We start from the raw sequence: 13724 nt of genomic DNA, 5'->3' as shown, positions 1-13724 counted from the left end.
CGGTGCCGCGCCGGGCACCGGGCCCATCGCCCGCCGCCGTCGGCGCCCCCGGCGAGGCGGCGTCCGGCGGGAGATGACGCGACTGGTAGCGGTCCCGGGCCCGCCCGAGTGGGCTGGGCGCGCCGGTGGTCTGCGGCGGCATGCCCGAACCGTACAGGAGCGATCCGATTTCCGAGGGTGACCGCCCGGTGCGTTCGCTGACGGAGGCCACGAGGGCTACGGGATCGGGTCCGGGTGTCCCGCCCGGTCCGGCCAGCACGGGCAGCCCCGTGCGTTCCGCCAGTCGAACCCGGGTGCCGGCCCGCAGCGCGTCGGCCGCCCGGTCGCGGGCGTGCGCGGCGGCGTAGAGCCGGCCGCGACCCTCCACGGTCTCCGCGGCCCGCACGATCACGGGCAGCGGCTCGGGTACCGGCGGTCCCAGCCNCCNCCCCCGCCACAACGCGAGCAGCACCAGTACGACGAGGGCCTGCAGGCACGCCCACCGGAACCCGGCGGGCAGCAGCTCGGCGACGCTGCGGGTACCGACCCCGCCGGTGGCGTCCGCGGCCGGGGTGATCCAGGACAGCGTGGGATGCCGGGCGAGCAGGCCGAGCGCGAGCGCCGCGTTGCCCGAACGGTCCAGCTCACCGTTGGTGAGGAAGTCCGCGGAGCCGAGCAGCACCAGCCGCCCGGCCGCCGGCGCGGCTTTGGTCCGGCCGGGGTTGAGGACCGCGAGCTCGGCCGCGTCGGGCGGGTCGCCGTAGCAGAGCGTCGGACGCATGTCGCCGAGATCGGCGCCGTCGGCGGGGGTGAAGGCCCGGCCCGCGCCGATCGTGACGCTGCCCGCCACCGCCGCCTCGGGCAGCGCGCACCGCGGGTCGGACTCGTCGCCGGCCGGCTGCCGGTCGGCCGTGACGATGCCAACGTCGAGCGCGTCGAGTACGGCGTCACCCGGCGCCACCAGCACGACGTCGGAGCCTCGCCAGACGCGGCCGAGCAGGTCGGTGAGCGCGTCGTGGGTCAGCCGTCCGGGGCGGACGACGACGAGCGTGTCCTGCCGGCCGGCCGAACCCGCGGGCACGGCGTCGGCGGCGGACACCACCACGCCGCGGGCGCGCAGGATCTGGGCCAGGGCGCGGGTTCCGTCGGACTTGGGCGAGGCCACATCCAGCGCCGGCCGTCCGGCCGGGCGGGTGGCCAGGGCGGTGATCACGAGGAAGCCGAGCACGATGGTGCCGACGACGGCCGTCACGAGGATCCCGCGGCGCACCGCCGGCGGGCGGGGCCCGCTGCGTACAGCGCTGGGCGAGGCGCCCCCCGGGCTGGTGCCCCCCGGCGCCAGGGTGCCGCTGGCCGTCATGCCGGCACCGCGAGGCTGGCCGCCGCGCCGTCCCGCCCGCCGGCGCCGCTTCGCAGCCGCGACAGCGCGGCGTCCGCGTCGACGAGCATCTGGTAGCCGGCGGCGGTGGCCGGGCGGCCGCCGTACCAGATCTCGCTGAAGACCTCCACGGCGGCGGCCAGGGCAGCTCGCCCGCCCCCGGCCGGGCCGGCGCCGGCCGGGTCATGGTCGGTGCTGGGCGTGCCGGGGACGGTGGCGGGCGGGCCGGCCGGCCCGCGGTCGGCGGCCGGGGCGATCCGGGCGACCTCGGCGACGAGCTCCCCGGCGGTGCGTCCGGGGCGCGGGTCGAGCACACCCTTTTCCTCGAGCATCCGCACGATCGCCCGTAGCCGGGAGCGCACCGCCCGCGCGTAGTCCTCGCTGGCTGCGTGCCGGTCGGCCTCGGCCCGCAACTGCGCGGCGGTCAGCGGGCTGGACAGGTCGTCCGCGGCCGCCTGCCGGGCCCGCGCGGTCCGCCGGACCGGCCCCAGCCACCACCGCAGCGCGACCGCCCCGACGACGAGCACCACCACCAGCGCGAGGACCCCGAGACCGCGTGAACCGCCGCCCGACCCGCTGTGCGGGAGGATCCAGTCGAACAGGTCCGCGATCCGGTCGCCGATCCAGCTCAGCAGCCGGTTCCACCAGTGCGGCCGGCTGTTGCCGTAGATGCCGTCCGACAGCTCGCGGTGCGCCTCCTGCCGGGCGCCGTCGCGGGTGACCGGACCGCCCAGGGTCATCCGGGCGTCCCCATCCCGGCCGCGCGGGCCCGGGCGGCCTCGGCGAGGGTGACGTCCAACCCCTCCCGCCGGATCCGTAGGTCGATGTACAGCAGCACGACGGTGCCGGAGACGATCGGCGTGGAGATCGTCGTGGCCAGCAGCTCGCCGATCCCCTGGACGATGTGGCCGGTGACCGTGAGATCGCCGTTCAGGAAGTCGCCGAACACGTCCGACGACTCCAGGATCACCACGGTGACGGCGGTGAGGATCGCGCTGAGCATGAACGCGACGAGCGTCGAGAGAAGCAGGATGCCGAGGCTGCGCCACCAGGAGCCGCGCACGATCGCCACCGAGCGTCGCAGGGCCTGGCGGACGCCGCCGCCCTCGAGGACGTACGCGGGCGTCGCCAGCCCCAGATAGACGCCCACGACGACCGCGCCGACCAGCAGGGCGACCAGCCCGAGTGCCACCGCCACCGTGACGATGACCGTGAGGGCGAACAGGCCGCCGAGGCGTGGGGCGACCCGTCGGACGGCCTCGGTCGGCCCGATGCGACTACCCAGCGTCGCCTCGCTCACGACCACGCTGAGCACGCCGGACAGGAACAGCCCGAGGATGAGGTCGAGCGCGAAGGACGCGATGATGCCCAGCGCCGACACGGCGGTCGAGGCGTTCTCCGTGGTGATCGCCACCACCGTGGAGATCGTCTCGACGACGGTCGCGGACGCGACGGTGACTCCGATCGTCGCGCCCGGATTCGCCCGGATCGTGGCGAAGGTGCCGTCCAGGATTTCGCCGAGGGCCAGCGGACGCAGTGGGATGATCCCCGGCTTCGGTGCCGCCGCGCCCCAGCGCCACGGCCCTGGCGGACCGGGTGGGGGCCCATAGCGCCCGGGCGGTCCGCCCTGGGGAGGCCCGTGCCAGCCGGGCGGTCCGCCCGGCGGGGGCGCGTCGACGGGCACCGGCGGTTGACCGGCGGGTTGGTCGGGGCGCCCCCACCCGTCGTGGGGTAGCGGCGCGCCCCACGACGGCCCGGCGGAACCGTCGCCCGGAGGCGACGATGTGCCGGGCGCGGCCCAGCCGGGTCCGTCGGTCATGGGTGTGTCTCCACTCGTCTGCTCAGGTCCCACGTCTGCTCAGGTCCCACGGTTGCTCACGTCTCGCGGTTGCTCATGAGGCGACGTGGCTCCAGGCTTTCGCGGTCAGGGGTCTGTCCGGCGGCGGGGCGCCGCGCGGGGCCGTCCCCGTTGTCAGGATTCTGTGCCCTGGGACGGGGGTGTGCCGAGGCCGGCGCGCGGATATCGCCGGTCATGGCCGGGATCGCCCGCCCGGACGTGCTCCCGGTCGGCTGCACTGCGCACCGTCCGCACTGCGCACCGTCCGCTGCACGGAGATGATCCGCCCGGCAACGATCGTCTCAGACGGCGCCCGGGTGCCGTGCGACGACCTCCCCCGGCCCGCTTCTCTCCCGCCCGCTCCCTGCGGGCACCGGCCCCGGAGGGGTCCGTGGATATTCACAGCCGGTCGGACTGCGCGGGGTGCGTTGTCCACAGATCGCCCGCGGGGGCTGGCGGACGCATCGGCGGATGGTGATCCTTCCTCCTATGGCCCGCGCCTTGCTGCCCCTGCTCATCCGGAACCTGGCGATCCTCGCCGACCTGATCGTGCCGCTGTCGTGCGCCGGCTGCGGCGGTCGGGGGGCGGCGGTGTGCCCGGCGTGCGCTGCGGAGCTGCGCGGTCCAGCCTTCCTCGCCGCCGCGGGTCCCATGGCCACCCCGCGGCGGCGAGGGCTGCCGCCGTGCCTGGCGGCGGCTCGCTACGGCGGCCGGGTCCGGTCGCTTCTGCTGGCCTACAAGGAGCGCGGCCGAGTGGACGCCGCCCGGCCGCTGGGTGCCGCACTGGCCGGCGCGATCGCGCGGGCGTTGCCCGCAGCCCTGGGCGCGCCCACCGGGACGTCCCGCACGTCGGCCCCCGCGCCTGCGTGCGTGCTCGTGCCGGTGCCCTCGACCGCGGCGGCACGTCGTCGGCGCGGCTTCGATCATCTGGCACTGCTGTGCTCCGCAGCGGCCACCGTGCTGCGCCGGCACGGTCACCGGGTGCGCATCGCGCCCGTGCTGCGGCCGATGCGCCGGCTCGCCGATCAGGCCGGGCTGGGTGCCGCGGCGCGGGCGGCGAACCTCGCCGGCGCCTTCGAGCTGGCGAATCCGGCGCGCGCGGCCCGGCGTGCGGCGTTGCCGGCGGGCGCGCGGGTCATCGTCGTCGACGACGTGCTGACGACGGGGGCGACGGTGGGGGAGGCGGTGCGGGCGCTGCGGGCCGCCTCGGTGCGGACCACCGCCGTCGCCGTGGTCGCCGTCACCGATCCGACGCGCGGAAGAGCCGCCCTACCCGCGATCCACGGCCCGCCGGGGTGAAACTGCCGGTACGCACCGTCCGTGTCTGTCCGCAAGGGGCGAACGAACGGGCGGCGGCGGGCCCTGAGGCCTGTCGGGCGTAGCGCATGCGTCGTGCGGATGCTGGGCCGATGGGCGGAGTAGGCCCGCCGCTGCGGGGAAGGAGGCGAACGCGGGCGACCAACCGCAAACGGCACGACGGGAAGGTGCGACAACCGTGGACAGGGCGTCCGTGGATCGTCTCGGCCCGAGGCCGGACGGATCCCGGGGGGCGCCACAACATACCGGCGCACGGCCGGCCCCCGGCGCAGGTCGCGTCGCCGGGATTGGCGAACGGGAGGTGGATCGCGTGGACATCGTGGTCAAGGGCAGGCACACCGCGGTTCCGGAACGGTTCCGCAATCATGTCGAGGCCAAGCTCGCCAAGTTGGAGCGGCTGGACTCCAACATCATCAGCGTCGACGTCGAGCTGTCGAAGGAACACAACCCCCGGCAGTCCGACGTCTGCGACCGGGTTGAGCTCACCGTGTACTCGCGGGGCCCGGTGATCCGGGCCGAGGCCGCCGCCGCCGACTGCTACGCCGCCCTCGACCTGGCCACCAGCAAGCTCGCCGAGCGCCTGCGCCGGGCCGCCGACCGGCGGGTCCGTCACCACGCCAACCACGCCGGTGCCAAGCAGTCCGGCATCACCTCCGTGCCACTGGAGAGCCTGATGCCGCTGGAGGGCACCCGACCGGCCGACCTGCATCCCGCCGCCGAGGCGGCACCGTCCGGGGGAAACTCGGCGCGCCCGGTCGTCGCCGCCCCCGCCGACTCGCTCGCCGCGGCCCACAGCCCGACTGGCCGGGGCGCGGCGGAGGAGCAGGAACCGCTGGTCGTGCGGGAGAAGACGCACGAGGCCGACCCGATGACACTCGAGGACGCCCTGTCCAACATGGAGCTGGTCGGCCACGACTTCTACCTGTTCCTGGACGTCGACCTCGGCCTGCCCAGCGTGGTCTACCGCCGCGTCGGGTACGACTACGGCGTGATCAGGCTCTCGGGTCCGGCCGGGGCGGCGGCCGCCGCATCGCTGGACGCGCACCGTGACGTGGACCGATCCGCGCCGGATCGCGGCGCGTTCGCGAACTCGGCCGCTCTTTAGACGATCTGCAGGTCACGCCCACCGGCTGACGTGGGACCATTTGCCTCGGGTGTCGGAGTGCACGGCACTCCACCCCGCGCGCAGTCGCGCGGGGTGGAGTGGCCCGGGTGAAAATGGTCCTAAGGAGGTCAGATGACGGTGGAGGAGCAGCGCTCTGAGGATGTGCTGCCGACGCCATCGGAGGCGAACCCCATCCGGGTGCTCATCGTCGACGACCACGCACTGTTCCGGCGCGGGTTGGAGATGGTGCTGGGCCAGGAGGTCGACATCGAGGTCGTCGGGGAGGCCGCGGACGGGTCCGAAGCCGTGACGATGGCGAAGGAGATGGCTCCCGACATCGTGCTCATGGACGTGCGGATGCCGCGCCGCGGCGGGATCGACGCCACGAGCGCCATCAAGGAGGCGGTGCCGAGCGCGAAGATCGTCATGTTGACGATCAGTGACGAGGAGGCCGACCTCTACGACGCGATCAAGGCGGGGGCCATGGGCTACCTGCTCAAGGAGATCTCCATCGACGAGGTCGCGGCCGACATTCGCGCCGTCTACGGCGGCCAGAGTCTGATCAGCCCTTCGATGGCGTCGAAGCTGCTCAGCGAGTTCGCGGCGATGATCAAGAACAAGGACGACCGGCCGCAGCTCCCCACCCCCCGGCTCACCGACCGGGAGATGGAGGTGCTTCGCCTCGTTGCCAAGGGCATGAACAACCGCGATATCGCCAAGCAGCTCTATATCAGCGAAAACACCGTGAAAAACCACATCCGAAATATTCTGGAGAAGCTGCAGTTGCATTCCAGGATGGAGGCGGTGGTCTACGCGGTCCGGGAGAAGCTGCTCGAAATCACCTGAGTCATCACCGCGGGTCCCCGGGCGGGGGCGGGTCGTCCGGGAGCCGCGAGCCCACCCAGCAGTCGACCCGCCGTCCGTCGCCCACCACCAGGGCCCGTCGCAGGGTTCCCTCCAAGGTGTATCCGGTTTTCTCGGCCACCCGGAGGGAGGCGACGTTGCCCACCGCGGCCCGCCATTCGATCCGGGCCAGTCCCAGTGCCCCGAAGGCCCACCTGGTCAGCGTCGCCACCGCCTGTGACATCACGCCCTGGCCGCGTGCCGACGCCGCACACCAGTAGCCGATCTCGGCGCCGCTTGGGGCGGTTAGCTGGAGCAGCGCGATCGAGGCCAGCAACTGCTCGGTCGTCGCGTCGACCACCGCGAACGCGGCTCCGGTCCCATCGGCCCAGGTCTGGGGTGCCTCCCGGGTGACGAAGTCCTCGGCGTGGTGGCGCCCGTACGGAGCGGGCAGCCTCGTCCACCGGGAGATCTCCGGATCCTGGCAGGCCTGGTGGACGGCGTCGACGTCGTAGGGGCGCCAGGGGCGCAGATGGAGGCGGCCGGCGGTGATCTCCACCGGTTCGAGAGACGGCATGGCTCTTCTTCTACCGGCTCACCGCCGGGCCGCGCCCCTCATTTCCGACCGGACCGCGACCCAGCGCCGGTGCCGTCGTCCACTCGCCCGGGCACCTCGCGGCGCCCCCGGTCGTTGGACGGGTGACGGATCGCGGGTACCCGCGTCGTCGCCCAAGTTGTCCTGGTCGTTTGTGCCCGCGCAATCCCTGCCCAGGGGCGTTGGCGCCTCGTCCCCGCATCCACAGCCCATCGTCGACCGCGGCCGGAGGAACCGCGTCCCGATGGATGTTGTGGGGGACGGTCCAGGGGCTAGCATCGTGTGGTCGGTGCCTCGCCGACATGCCTGCCGGAGGAGTTTCGCCCGTGGTTCTAGACAAGATCTTGCGTGCCGGCGAGGGCCGGATTCTGCGCAAGCTCAAGGCGATCGCCGAGCAGGTGAACCTGATCGAGGACGACTTCACCGGGCTGTCCGACGGCGAGCTGCGCGGCATGACCGACGAGTTCCGTCAGCGTGTCGCGGAGGGCAAGGAGTCCCTCGACGACCTGCTGCCCGAGGCATTCGCCGCCGTCCGGGAGGCGGCCCGGCGCACGCTCGGCCAGCGGCACTTCGACGTGCAGATCATGGGCGGCGCGGCGCTTCATCTCGGCAACATCGCCGAGATGAAGACCGGTGAGGGCAAGACGCTGGTCTCCACCCTGCCCGCCTACCTGAACGCCCTGGCCGGCAAGGGCGTGCACATCGTGACGGTCAACGACTACCTCGCCCAGCGCGACGCCGAGAACATGGGACGCGTCCACCGTTTCCTCGGCCTCACCGTCGGGGTGATCCACCCGCAGATGCCGCCTCCGGTCCGTCGCGCCCAGTACGCCTGCGACATCACCTACGGCACGAACAACGAGTTCGGATTCGACTATCTGCGCGACAACATGGCCTGGAGCGCGGACGAGCTGGTCCAGCGCGGCCACAACTTCGCGGTGGTCGACGAGGTCGACTCGATCCTCATCGACGAGGCCCGCACGCCGCTGATCATCAGTGGCCCGGCGGACCATCCGACCCGCTGGTACACGGAGTTCGCCCGAATCGCCCCCCTGCTGGAGCGCGACGTCGACTACGAGGTCGAAGAGGGCAAGCGGACGGTGGCCATCACCGAGTCCGGCGTCGAGAAGGTCGAGGATCAGCTCGGCATCGAGAATCTCTACGAGTCGGTGAACACGCCGCTCGTGGGCTACCTGAACAACTCGCTGAAGGCCAAGGAGCTCTACAAGCGGGACAAGGACTACATCGTCACCGACGGCGAGGTCCTTATCGTCGACGAGTTCACCGGCCGGGTGCTGCACGGCCGGCGCTACAGCGAGGGAATGCACCAGGCGATCGAGGCCAAGGAAAAGGTCGAGATCAAGCAGGAGAACCAGACCCTCGCGACGATCACCCTGCAGAACTACTTCCGGCTCTACGACAAGCTTTCCGGAATGACCGGTACCGCCATGACCGAGGCGGCCGAGTTCCACCAGATCTACTCCCTCGGCGTGGTGCCGATCCCGACGAACAAGCCGATGATCCGCAACGACCAGCCGGACGTCGTCTACAAGACCGAGATCGCGAAGTTCGACGCCGTGGTCGAGGACATCGCCGAGCGGCACGAGAAGGGCCAGCCGGTCCTGGTCGGCACCACGAGCGTGGAGAAGTCCGAGTACCTGTCCAAGCAGCTCACCAAGCGGGGCGTGCCGCACGAGGTCCTCAACGCCAAGCACCACGAGCGGGAGGCGACCATCATCGCCGAGGCGGGTCGCAAGGGCGCCGTCACGGTGGCGACGAACATGGCCGGCCGCGGTACCGACATCATGCTCGGCGGGAACCCGGAGTTCATCGCCCAGGCCGAGCTGCGCCAGCGCGGGCTGTCGCCCATCGAGACCCCCGAGGACTACGAGGCGGCCTGGCAGGAGGCGCTGGAGAAGGCCCGTCAGTCGGTGAAGACCGAGCACGAGGAGGTCGTCGAGGCGGGCGGCCTGTACGTGCTCGGCACCGAGCGGCACGAGTCCCGGCGCATCGACAACCAGCTACGCGGCCGCGCCGGCCGGCAGGGCGACCACGGCGAGTCGCGCTTCTACCTCTCCCTCGGCGACGACCTCATGCGGCTGTTCAACGCGGCTGCCGTCGAGGGGATCATGGATCGCCTCAACATCCCCGAGGACGTCCCGATCGAGTCGAAGATCGTGACGCGGGCGATCCGGTCGGCCCAGACCCAGGTCGAGGGCCAGAACTTCGAGATCCGCAAGAACGTGCTCAAGTACGACGAGGTCATGAACAAGCAGCGCACCGTCATCTACGAGGAGCGCCGCAAGGTCCTCGACGGCGCCGACCTGCACGAGCAGGTGCGGCATTTCGTCGACGACACCGTCGAGGGGTACGTGCGCGGTGCCACCGCCGACGGCTACCCCGAGGAGTGGGATCTCGACACCCTGTGGACCGCGCTCGGCCAGCTCTACCCGGTCGGGGTGGAGGCGCCCGACACCGACGATCGCGACGGGCTCACCCCCGATCACCTGCTGGAGGATGTCCAGGCCGACGCGCAGGAGGCGTACGACCGCCGCGAACTCGACCTCGGTGAAGGCGCCGATGACGAGCCGATCATGCGCGAGCTGGAGCGGCGGGTCGTCCTCGCCGTGCTGGACCGCAAGTGGCGCGAGCACCTGTACGAGATGGACTACCTGCAGGAGGGCATCGGCCTGCGGGCGATGGGACAGCGCGACCCGCTGGTCGAATACCAGCGCGAGGGTTTCGACATGTTCCAGACGATGATGGAGGGCATCAAGGAGGAGTCCGTCCGCCTCCTGTTCAACGTCGAGGTCCAGATCGCCGGTCAGGAGACCGAGGCGGCGCCTGCGGAGAGCGTCGCTGTCGCCCCGGCGGCCCCCGCGGGAGCCGCCGCCCTGCCCGCCGCGGTTGCGCCCGTGGCCCTGCCGGACGCCGAGGACGACCGGGCGGCCGCGCGCCGGACTCCGCCGGAGGTTCCGGCCGCACTGGCGCCGCCTGCCGCGCCGCCTGTCTTCGTCAAGGGTCTCGAGCCGCGTCGCCCGACCGGCGGGCTTCGCTACACCGCGCCGTCGGTCGATGGCGGTGCCGGACCGGTGACCATCCTGGACTCGGGCGCCGAGTCGTCGGTCGGTGGCGGTGCGGCCCAAGCCGCCCATGGTCCCGCCGGCGGATCAGCGGCAGGTGCGGGTGCTCGCCCCGCTCGCAACGCCCCCTGCCCGTGCGGCTCGGGTCGCAAATACAAGCGGTGCCACGGCGATCCCGCGCGGCGCAACGCCGAGGTCGAGTAAGGGACGCGCTACCCGCACCTTCGCTCCCGGCCGTCGGACGGCGGGTGACCCCGCTGCCCGACGGCCGAGAAGCTGGCGCCGGGGCACCGATCGGTCAGCCGACCTGCAGAGTCGTGACTCGCCATCGGCCGCCGGTGGCCTCCATCCGCAACGCCAGCGCTGCGGCCCGCGCGCCGCGGCTGATCACCGCAGACACCTCGGCGACGCCCGGCCGCGGCTCGCTCACTCGCACGCTGCGCACCTGGCCGCGGCGGCGGTCGCTGAGCTGCGCGGCGATGCGCTCGAGATCGTTCTGAAGCCGGGGAGTCGTCCAACCGGCGAGGTGGGACACGGGACGGACGCCGCCGAGCGCCTCGACGATGGCCCGGACGACGATCACCGCGGCCTCCCGCGCGGGCGCGGTCGGTCGGCCGGCCGCCGGGCCGCGGGCCGCTCGGCGTCCCGTCGCGGGCAGATCGCTCGAGGCCGGTCCCAGCGTCGAGCCGGCCTCGGTGAACACCTGCTCCGGCACGGTTAGCTGCCGGGGCGAGCGGTCCACGACGGCGTCCGGGCGGCCCACGACGGTGTCCGGGCGGTCGGCGTCCGGGCGGTCGGGGGCCTGGCCTCCGGGGGGAGGGGCGGAACGTCCGCCGCCGCGGCCTCCGCTGGAGCCGCGGCGATGGCCGCCCCCGCCGGGAGCGGCCGCGGGCCGGCCTGACCGGTCGGCGGCGCCGCCGGCTCGCCGAGCGGGTCGGATCCGAGTGTGGGCCGGTCGACCGCTTGCGGCTACGGGCTCGATCTCGTCGTCGTAGGGCGGTTCGTTTGGGGCTACGGGGAGCAGCCGCATGCCGGGGACCGAGTGTGGTCGCCGGGGCAGGGTCAGGGCACAGGTGGCGGTCACGGCAGGCTCCGATGGTGGCGGGCGGGGTCAGGGCCCGGATGGCGGTTTGAGGCGTTGGCCGGGAAGGATCAGGTTCGGGTCGTGGCCGATCACGTCGGAGTTCGCGGCCCACCAGCGGGGCCATTCGGCCGCGATCTGCTCGTGTGTGGCGGTGGGGCCGAGATGACGGGCGGCGATCGTCCACAGGTTGTCCCCGCGCAGGACGACGACCTCCTCGGCCTCGCCGGCGCGAGCCGACTGGCCGGTGCCCGACGGGCTGGCCGGAACGCCGGTGCCGCGGTGCGAGGACGGGACAAGCGGGTCGCGTGCCGGCGCCGAGGACGCGGGTTGTCGCGCGGGCGCCGCCGAGGCACCGCCGGCGGGGGCCGGGCCGGTCGGTGCCGTCGACGGCGCCGCGGTGCGCGGCGGATCGGTAGCCGGACGCTCAAGATCCGGCCAGCTCACCGACGTGCGTGCCGCGATGAGCCGGACGGGGGGGCCGGGGTCAGGGGCCGCCGGAGCGCCGCTCTGGGCGGCGTCCGGAGAGTGGGGCGGTGTCGACGAGGTCGACGCCGGTGCGGTTGCGTGCAGGTCGACGACGGGGATGGCCTCGCCCAGGCCCGGCACGGAGATCGTCGGGCTGGCGCCCTCGTCTGCGGTGGTGGCCGGGGTGGCGGAGGCCGGGCGGCCGAGGTCGGGTAGCCGGGGCGTGGCCGGGGCGGGGCGATCGAGGTCGGGGCGATCGAGGTCGGGCAGCCCGACCGCGCCGGGTGAGGCCGGCGCCGGACGGGCCGCCTCGCCGTGGTAGGTCACGCCCTGCAGCCGGGGTCCGGGCGCGGCGGAGCGGGCGCCGGCCGCGCCGGTCGGGGCCGTGTCGGTAGCGGCCGCGTCGGGCGCCGTCGCGGCCGGGCGGTCGAGGGACGGCAGGCCGGTCGCGTGACCTGAGGCCGGCACCCCCGCGTCCCCGAGACCGACCGTCGCCGGGCGGCCGAGATCGGGGAACGTCGCCGGCGCCGTGACGCCGATCCCGGTCGCCGGGTGGCTGCCGGCGGCCGCGGCGGGCATCGCCGCCATCACCGGCGCGACGCCGGCGACCAGGGTGACGCCGAGACCGATTTCGATCATCCGACGCATCGCGCGGGGCAGGATCAGGCGGGCCAGCGCCGCGCTGAGCCGGCCGACGCCGCCGGGGATGGCGGCGGCCACGCCGAGCAGGACGCCCAGGCACAGCCAGAGCAGGCACAGCCACGCCACCGCACCGACGACCGTAACGAGGGCCTGCTCGGGTGCCGCGGTGAACCAGTCGGGCACATCGCCGACGCCGGCCGGCAGGTCCGCCAGCCGAGGGCCGAAGACGATCAATATGATCGCCGTGCCCGCGGCTCCGGCCGCACCGGCGAACAGCGCCAGTGTCCGCCGAGCCGCTCCCGCGATCATCGTCGCTGCTCCTGTCTGCCGGATGTCGTCGAACGACTTCGTTTGCCTATGTTTGGTTGTGTAAACCTCTGGCGTCCCACTGTCAATCCCGCTTGCGTCGTGCGTGAGGGATCGAGTCGCCCGGTGTGCAGCGGAACGTACCCGTACGGGAGGAGACCCGATGCGTTGGGAGGACCTGTTCGCGGACCTCGAGCTGCAGTGGGAGGCGAACGAGGCTGCCGAGCTCGCCGCCGAGCTCGCCGACCGCAGCCGCCGGGAGGCCGCCTACCTGCGGCTGATCGATCGCCTGCGGCCCGTCGTGGGACACCCGGCGCGCTGCCGGGTGCTGGGCGGGCAGCGGGCGCCGGAGACGCTGCACGGCACGCTGTCCGCGCTGGGGGTGGACTGGTTCCTGCTCGCGGAGCCCGGCGCGACGGAGGTGCTGGTGCCGATGCGCTCGCTGCTCGCGGTCGAGAACCTGCCGGTCGTCTCCGCCCAGCCGGGGCACGAGGGGCCGCTGGCCGCGAAGCTGGACCTGCGGTACGTGCTGCGCGGGCTCGTTCGGGACCGCTCCGTGTGCACGCTGTTGTTCGTGGACGGGACGAGCCTGCACGGGACGCCGGTCCGGGTGGGGGCGGACTTCCTGGAGGTCGCCGAGCACGCGGTGGGCGAGTTCGCCCGCCGAGGGCGGGTCCGGTCGGGGTGGACGATGCCGCTCGACGCGATCGCCTACGTGCGCCGCGTCCCCTGACCGGTCCGGGGAGTGGCTCGATGGCGGTGTCAGTCCTCCGGCACGGCCTCGTTGCGGCTCATGGGATTGGCCGCGACGAAGGCCCTGGTCTGCTCGTAGGCACGCTGGATGTACGCCTCCAGCTCCGAGCGTTCCACCCGCCACTGCCCCCGACCGCCGATCTTGATGGCGGGGAGCTCGCCCGAGCGGACGAGGGCATAGGTCTGGCTGGACGAGATGTTGAGGATGTCCGCCACATCGCTCAGCTGAAGGAAGCGGTCGTTCATCAAAGTCCTCCTACTGAGGGCGGATGTCTCTCCTCACGTGTGTATCAGAGATTCCACTGTTCATCGCGTCCAGATGCTTCAGCTTGTGGAT

General features: G+C 73.2%; 12 protein-coding genes. 5 read left to right on the top strand and 7 right to left on the bottom strand.

Annotated features, from left to right (window positions below):
* Positions 1 to 424 precede the first annotated feature (424 nt).
* The 3 genes from FF36_RS37535 to FF36_RS09375 all read right to left on the bottom strand — a co-directional run.
* On the bottom strand, positions 425 to 1339 hold a 915-nt coding region (locus FF36_RS37535), incomplete at its 3' end, for a DUF4350 domain-containing protein (RefSeq protein WP_242422398.1).
* Positions 1336 to 2097 (bottom strand): DUF4129 domain-containing protein, encoded by a 762-nt coding sequence (locus FF36_RS09380; protein WP_044884613.1) that lies wholly within the window; start codon positions 2095 to 2097, stop codon positions 1336 to 1338. The genes FF36_RS37535 and FF36_RS09380, both read right to left, overlap by 4 nt.
* Complete coding sequence (locus FF36_RS09375) at positions 2094 to 3176, bottom strand: hypothetical protein (protein WP_044884612.1); 1083 nt, start codon at positions 3174 to 3176, stop codon at positions 2094 to 2096. The genes FF36_RS09380 and FF36_RS09375 overlap by 4 nt, the downstream gene beginning before the upstream one ends.
* 507 nt (positions 3177 to 3683) lie before the next feature.
* On the opposite strand from FF36_RS09375, the gene FF36_RS09370 reads away from it, so the two are divergent.
* From FF36_RS09370 to FF36_RS09360, 3 genes are all read left to right on the top strand, one after another.
* Entirely contained in the window at positions 3684 to 4493 is an 810-nt protein-coding gene (locus FF36_RS09370; RefSeq protein WP_044884611.1) for a ComF family protein, read from the top strand.
* A 328-nt stretch (positions 4494 to 4821) separates the two neighbouring features.
* Positions 4822 to 5616 carry a ribosome hibernation-promoting factor, HPF/YfiA family gene (gene hpf, locus FF36_RS09365; RefSeq protein ID WP_044884610.1) on the top strand — a complete coding sequence of 265 codons (795 nt, stop codon included), beginning with the start codon at positions 4822 to 4824 and terminating at the stop codon, positions 5614 to 5616.
* 132 nt (positions 5617 to 5748) lie between these two features.
* The gene (locus FF36_RS09360; protein ID WP_044884609.1) at positions 5749 to 6462 is read left to right on the top strand and encodes a response regulator; all 714 of its coding nucleotides are present in this window, start codon (positions 5749 to 5751) and stop codon (positions 6460 to 6462) included.
* Positions 6463 to 6466: 4 nt separating this feature from the next.
* On the opposite strand, the gene FF36_RS09355 is transcribed toward FF36_RS09360, so the two are convergent.
* The gene (locus FF36_RS09355; RefSeq protein WP_044884608.1) at positions 6467 to 7036 is read right to left on the bottom strand and encodes a GNAT family N-acetyltransferase; all 570 of its coding nucleotides are present in this window, start codon (positions 7034 to 7036) and stop codon (positions 6467 to 6469) included.
* A 344-nt stretch (positions 7037 to 7380) separates the two neighbouring features.
* Here FF36_RS09355 and secA point away from each other — a divergent pair, with 344 nt between their 5' ends.
* Entirely contained in the window at positions 7381 to 10341 is a 2961-nt protein-coding gene (secA, locus tag FF36_RS09350) for a preprotein translocase subunit SecA (RefSeq protein ID WP_044884607.1), read from the top strand.
* A gap of 94 nt (positions 10342 to 10435) precedes the next feature.
* Here the strand turns inward: secA and FF36_RS40715 are convergent, their stop codons facing one another.
* Together FF36_RS40715 and FF36_RS09340 are read right to left on the bottom strand one after the other, a co-directional pair.
* Entirely contained in the window at positions 10436 to 10900 is a 465-nt protein-coding gene (locus FF36_RS40715; RefSeq protein ID WP_370657175.1) for an Rv3235 family protein, read from the bottom strand.
* Between the two features lie 348 nt (positions 10901 to 11248).
* Positions 11249 to 12637 carry a LysM peptidoglycan-binding domain-containing protein gene (locus tag FF36_RS09340; RefSeq protein WP_044884605.1) on the bottom strand — a complete coding sequence of 463 codons (1389 nt, stop codon included), beginning with the start codon at positions 12635 to 12637 and terminating at the stop codon, positions 11249 to 11251.
* 160 nt (positions 12638 to 12797) lie between these two features.
* On the opposite strand from FF36_RS09340, the gene FF36_RS09335 reads away from it, so the two are divergent.
* Complete coding sequence (locus FF36_RS09335) at positions 12798 to 13367, top strand: hypothetical protein (RefSeq protein ID WP_044884604.1); 570 nt, start codon at positions 12798 to 12800, stop codon at positions 13365 to 13367.
* A 29-nt stretch (positions 13368 to 13396) separates the two neighbouring features.
* Here the strand turns inward: FF36_RS09335 and FF36_RS09330 are convergent, their stop codons facing one another.
* Complete coding sequence (locus FF36_RS09330; protein WP_009740318.1) at positions 13397 to 13633, bottom strand: helix-turn-helix domain-containing protein; 237 nt, start codon at positions 13631 to 13633, stop codon at positions 13397 to 13399.
* Between the last annotated feature and the right edge of the window lie 91 nt (positions 13634 to 13724).

The sequence above is a fragment of the Frankia torreyi genome (assembly GCF_000948395.1).
Classification (GTDB): Bacteria; Actinomycetota; Actinomycetes; order Frankiales; family Frankiaceae; genus Frankia; species Frankia torreyi.
The sequence above is the reverse complement of the archived record's forward strand: the minus strand, read 5'-3'. Positions and strand labels throughout refer to the sequence as shown.

What these genes read in the sequence shown, in the direction of transcription:
- FF36_RS09355 (WP_044884608.1), bottom strand. Translation starts at nt 7,036, where the DNA reads ATGCCGTCTCTCGAACCGGTGGAGATCACCGCCGGCCGCCTCCATCTG.
- FF36_RS09380 (WP_044884613.1), bottom strand. Translation starts at nt 2,097, where the DNA reads ATGACCCTGGGCGGTCCGGTCACCCGCGACGGCGCCCGGCAGGAGGCG.
- FF36_RS09330 (WP_009740318.1), bottom strand. Translation starts at nt 13,633, where the DNA reads ATGAACGACCGCTTCCTTCAGCTGAGCGATGTGGCGGACATCCTCAAC.
- FF36_RS09360 (WP_044884609.1), top strand. Translation starts at nt 5,749, where the DNA reads ATGACGGTGGAGGAGCAGCGCTCTGAGGATGTGCTGCCGACGCCATCG.
- FF36_RS09370 (WP_044884611.1), top strand. Translation starts at nt 3,684, where the DNA reads ATGGCCCGCGCCTTGCTGCCCCTGCTCATCCGGAACCTGGCGATCCTC.
- FF36_RS09335 (WP_044884604.1), top strand. Translation starts at nt 12,798, where the DNA reads ATGCGTTGGGAGGACCTGTTCGCGGACCTCGAGCTGCAGTGGGAGGCG.
- FF36_RS09375 (WP_044884612.1), bottom strand. Translation starts at nt 3,176, where the DNA reads ATGACCGACGGACCCGGCTGGGCCGCGCCCGGCACATCGTCGCCTCCG.
- FF36_RS09340 (WP_044884605.1), bottom strand. Translation starts at nt 12,637, where the DNA reads ATGATCGCGGGAGCGGCTCGGCGGACACTGGCGCTGTTCGCCGGTGCG.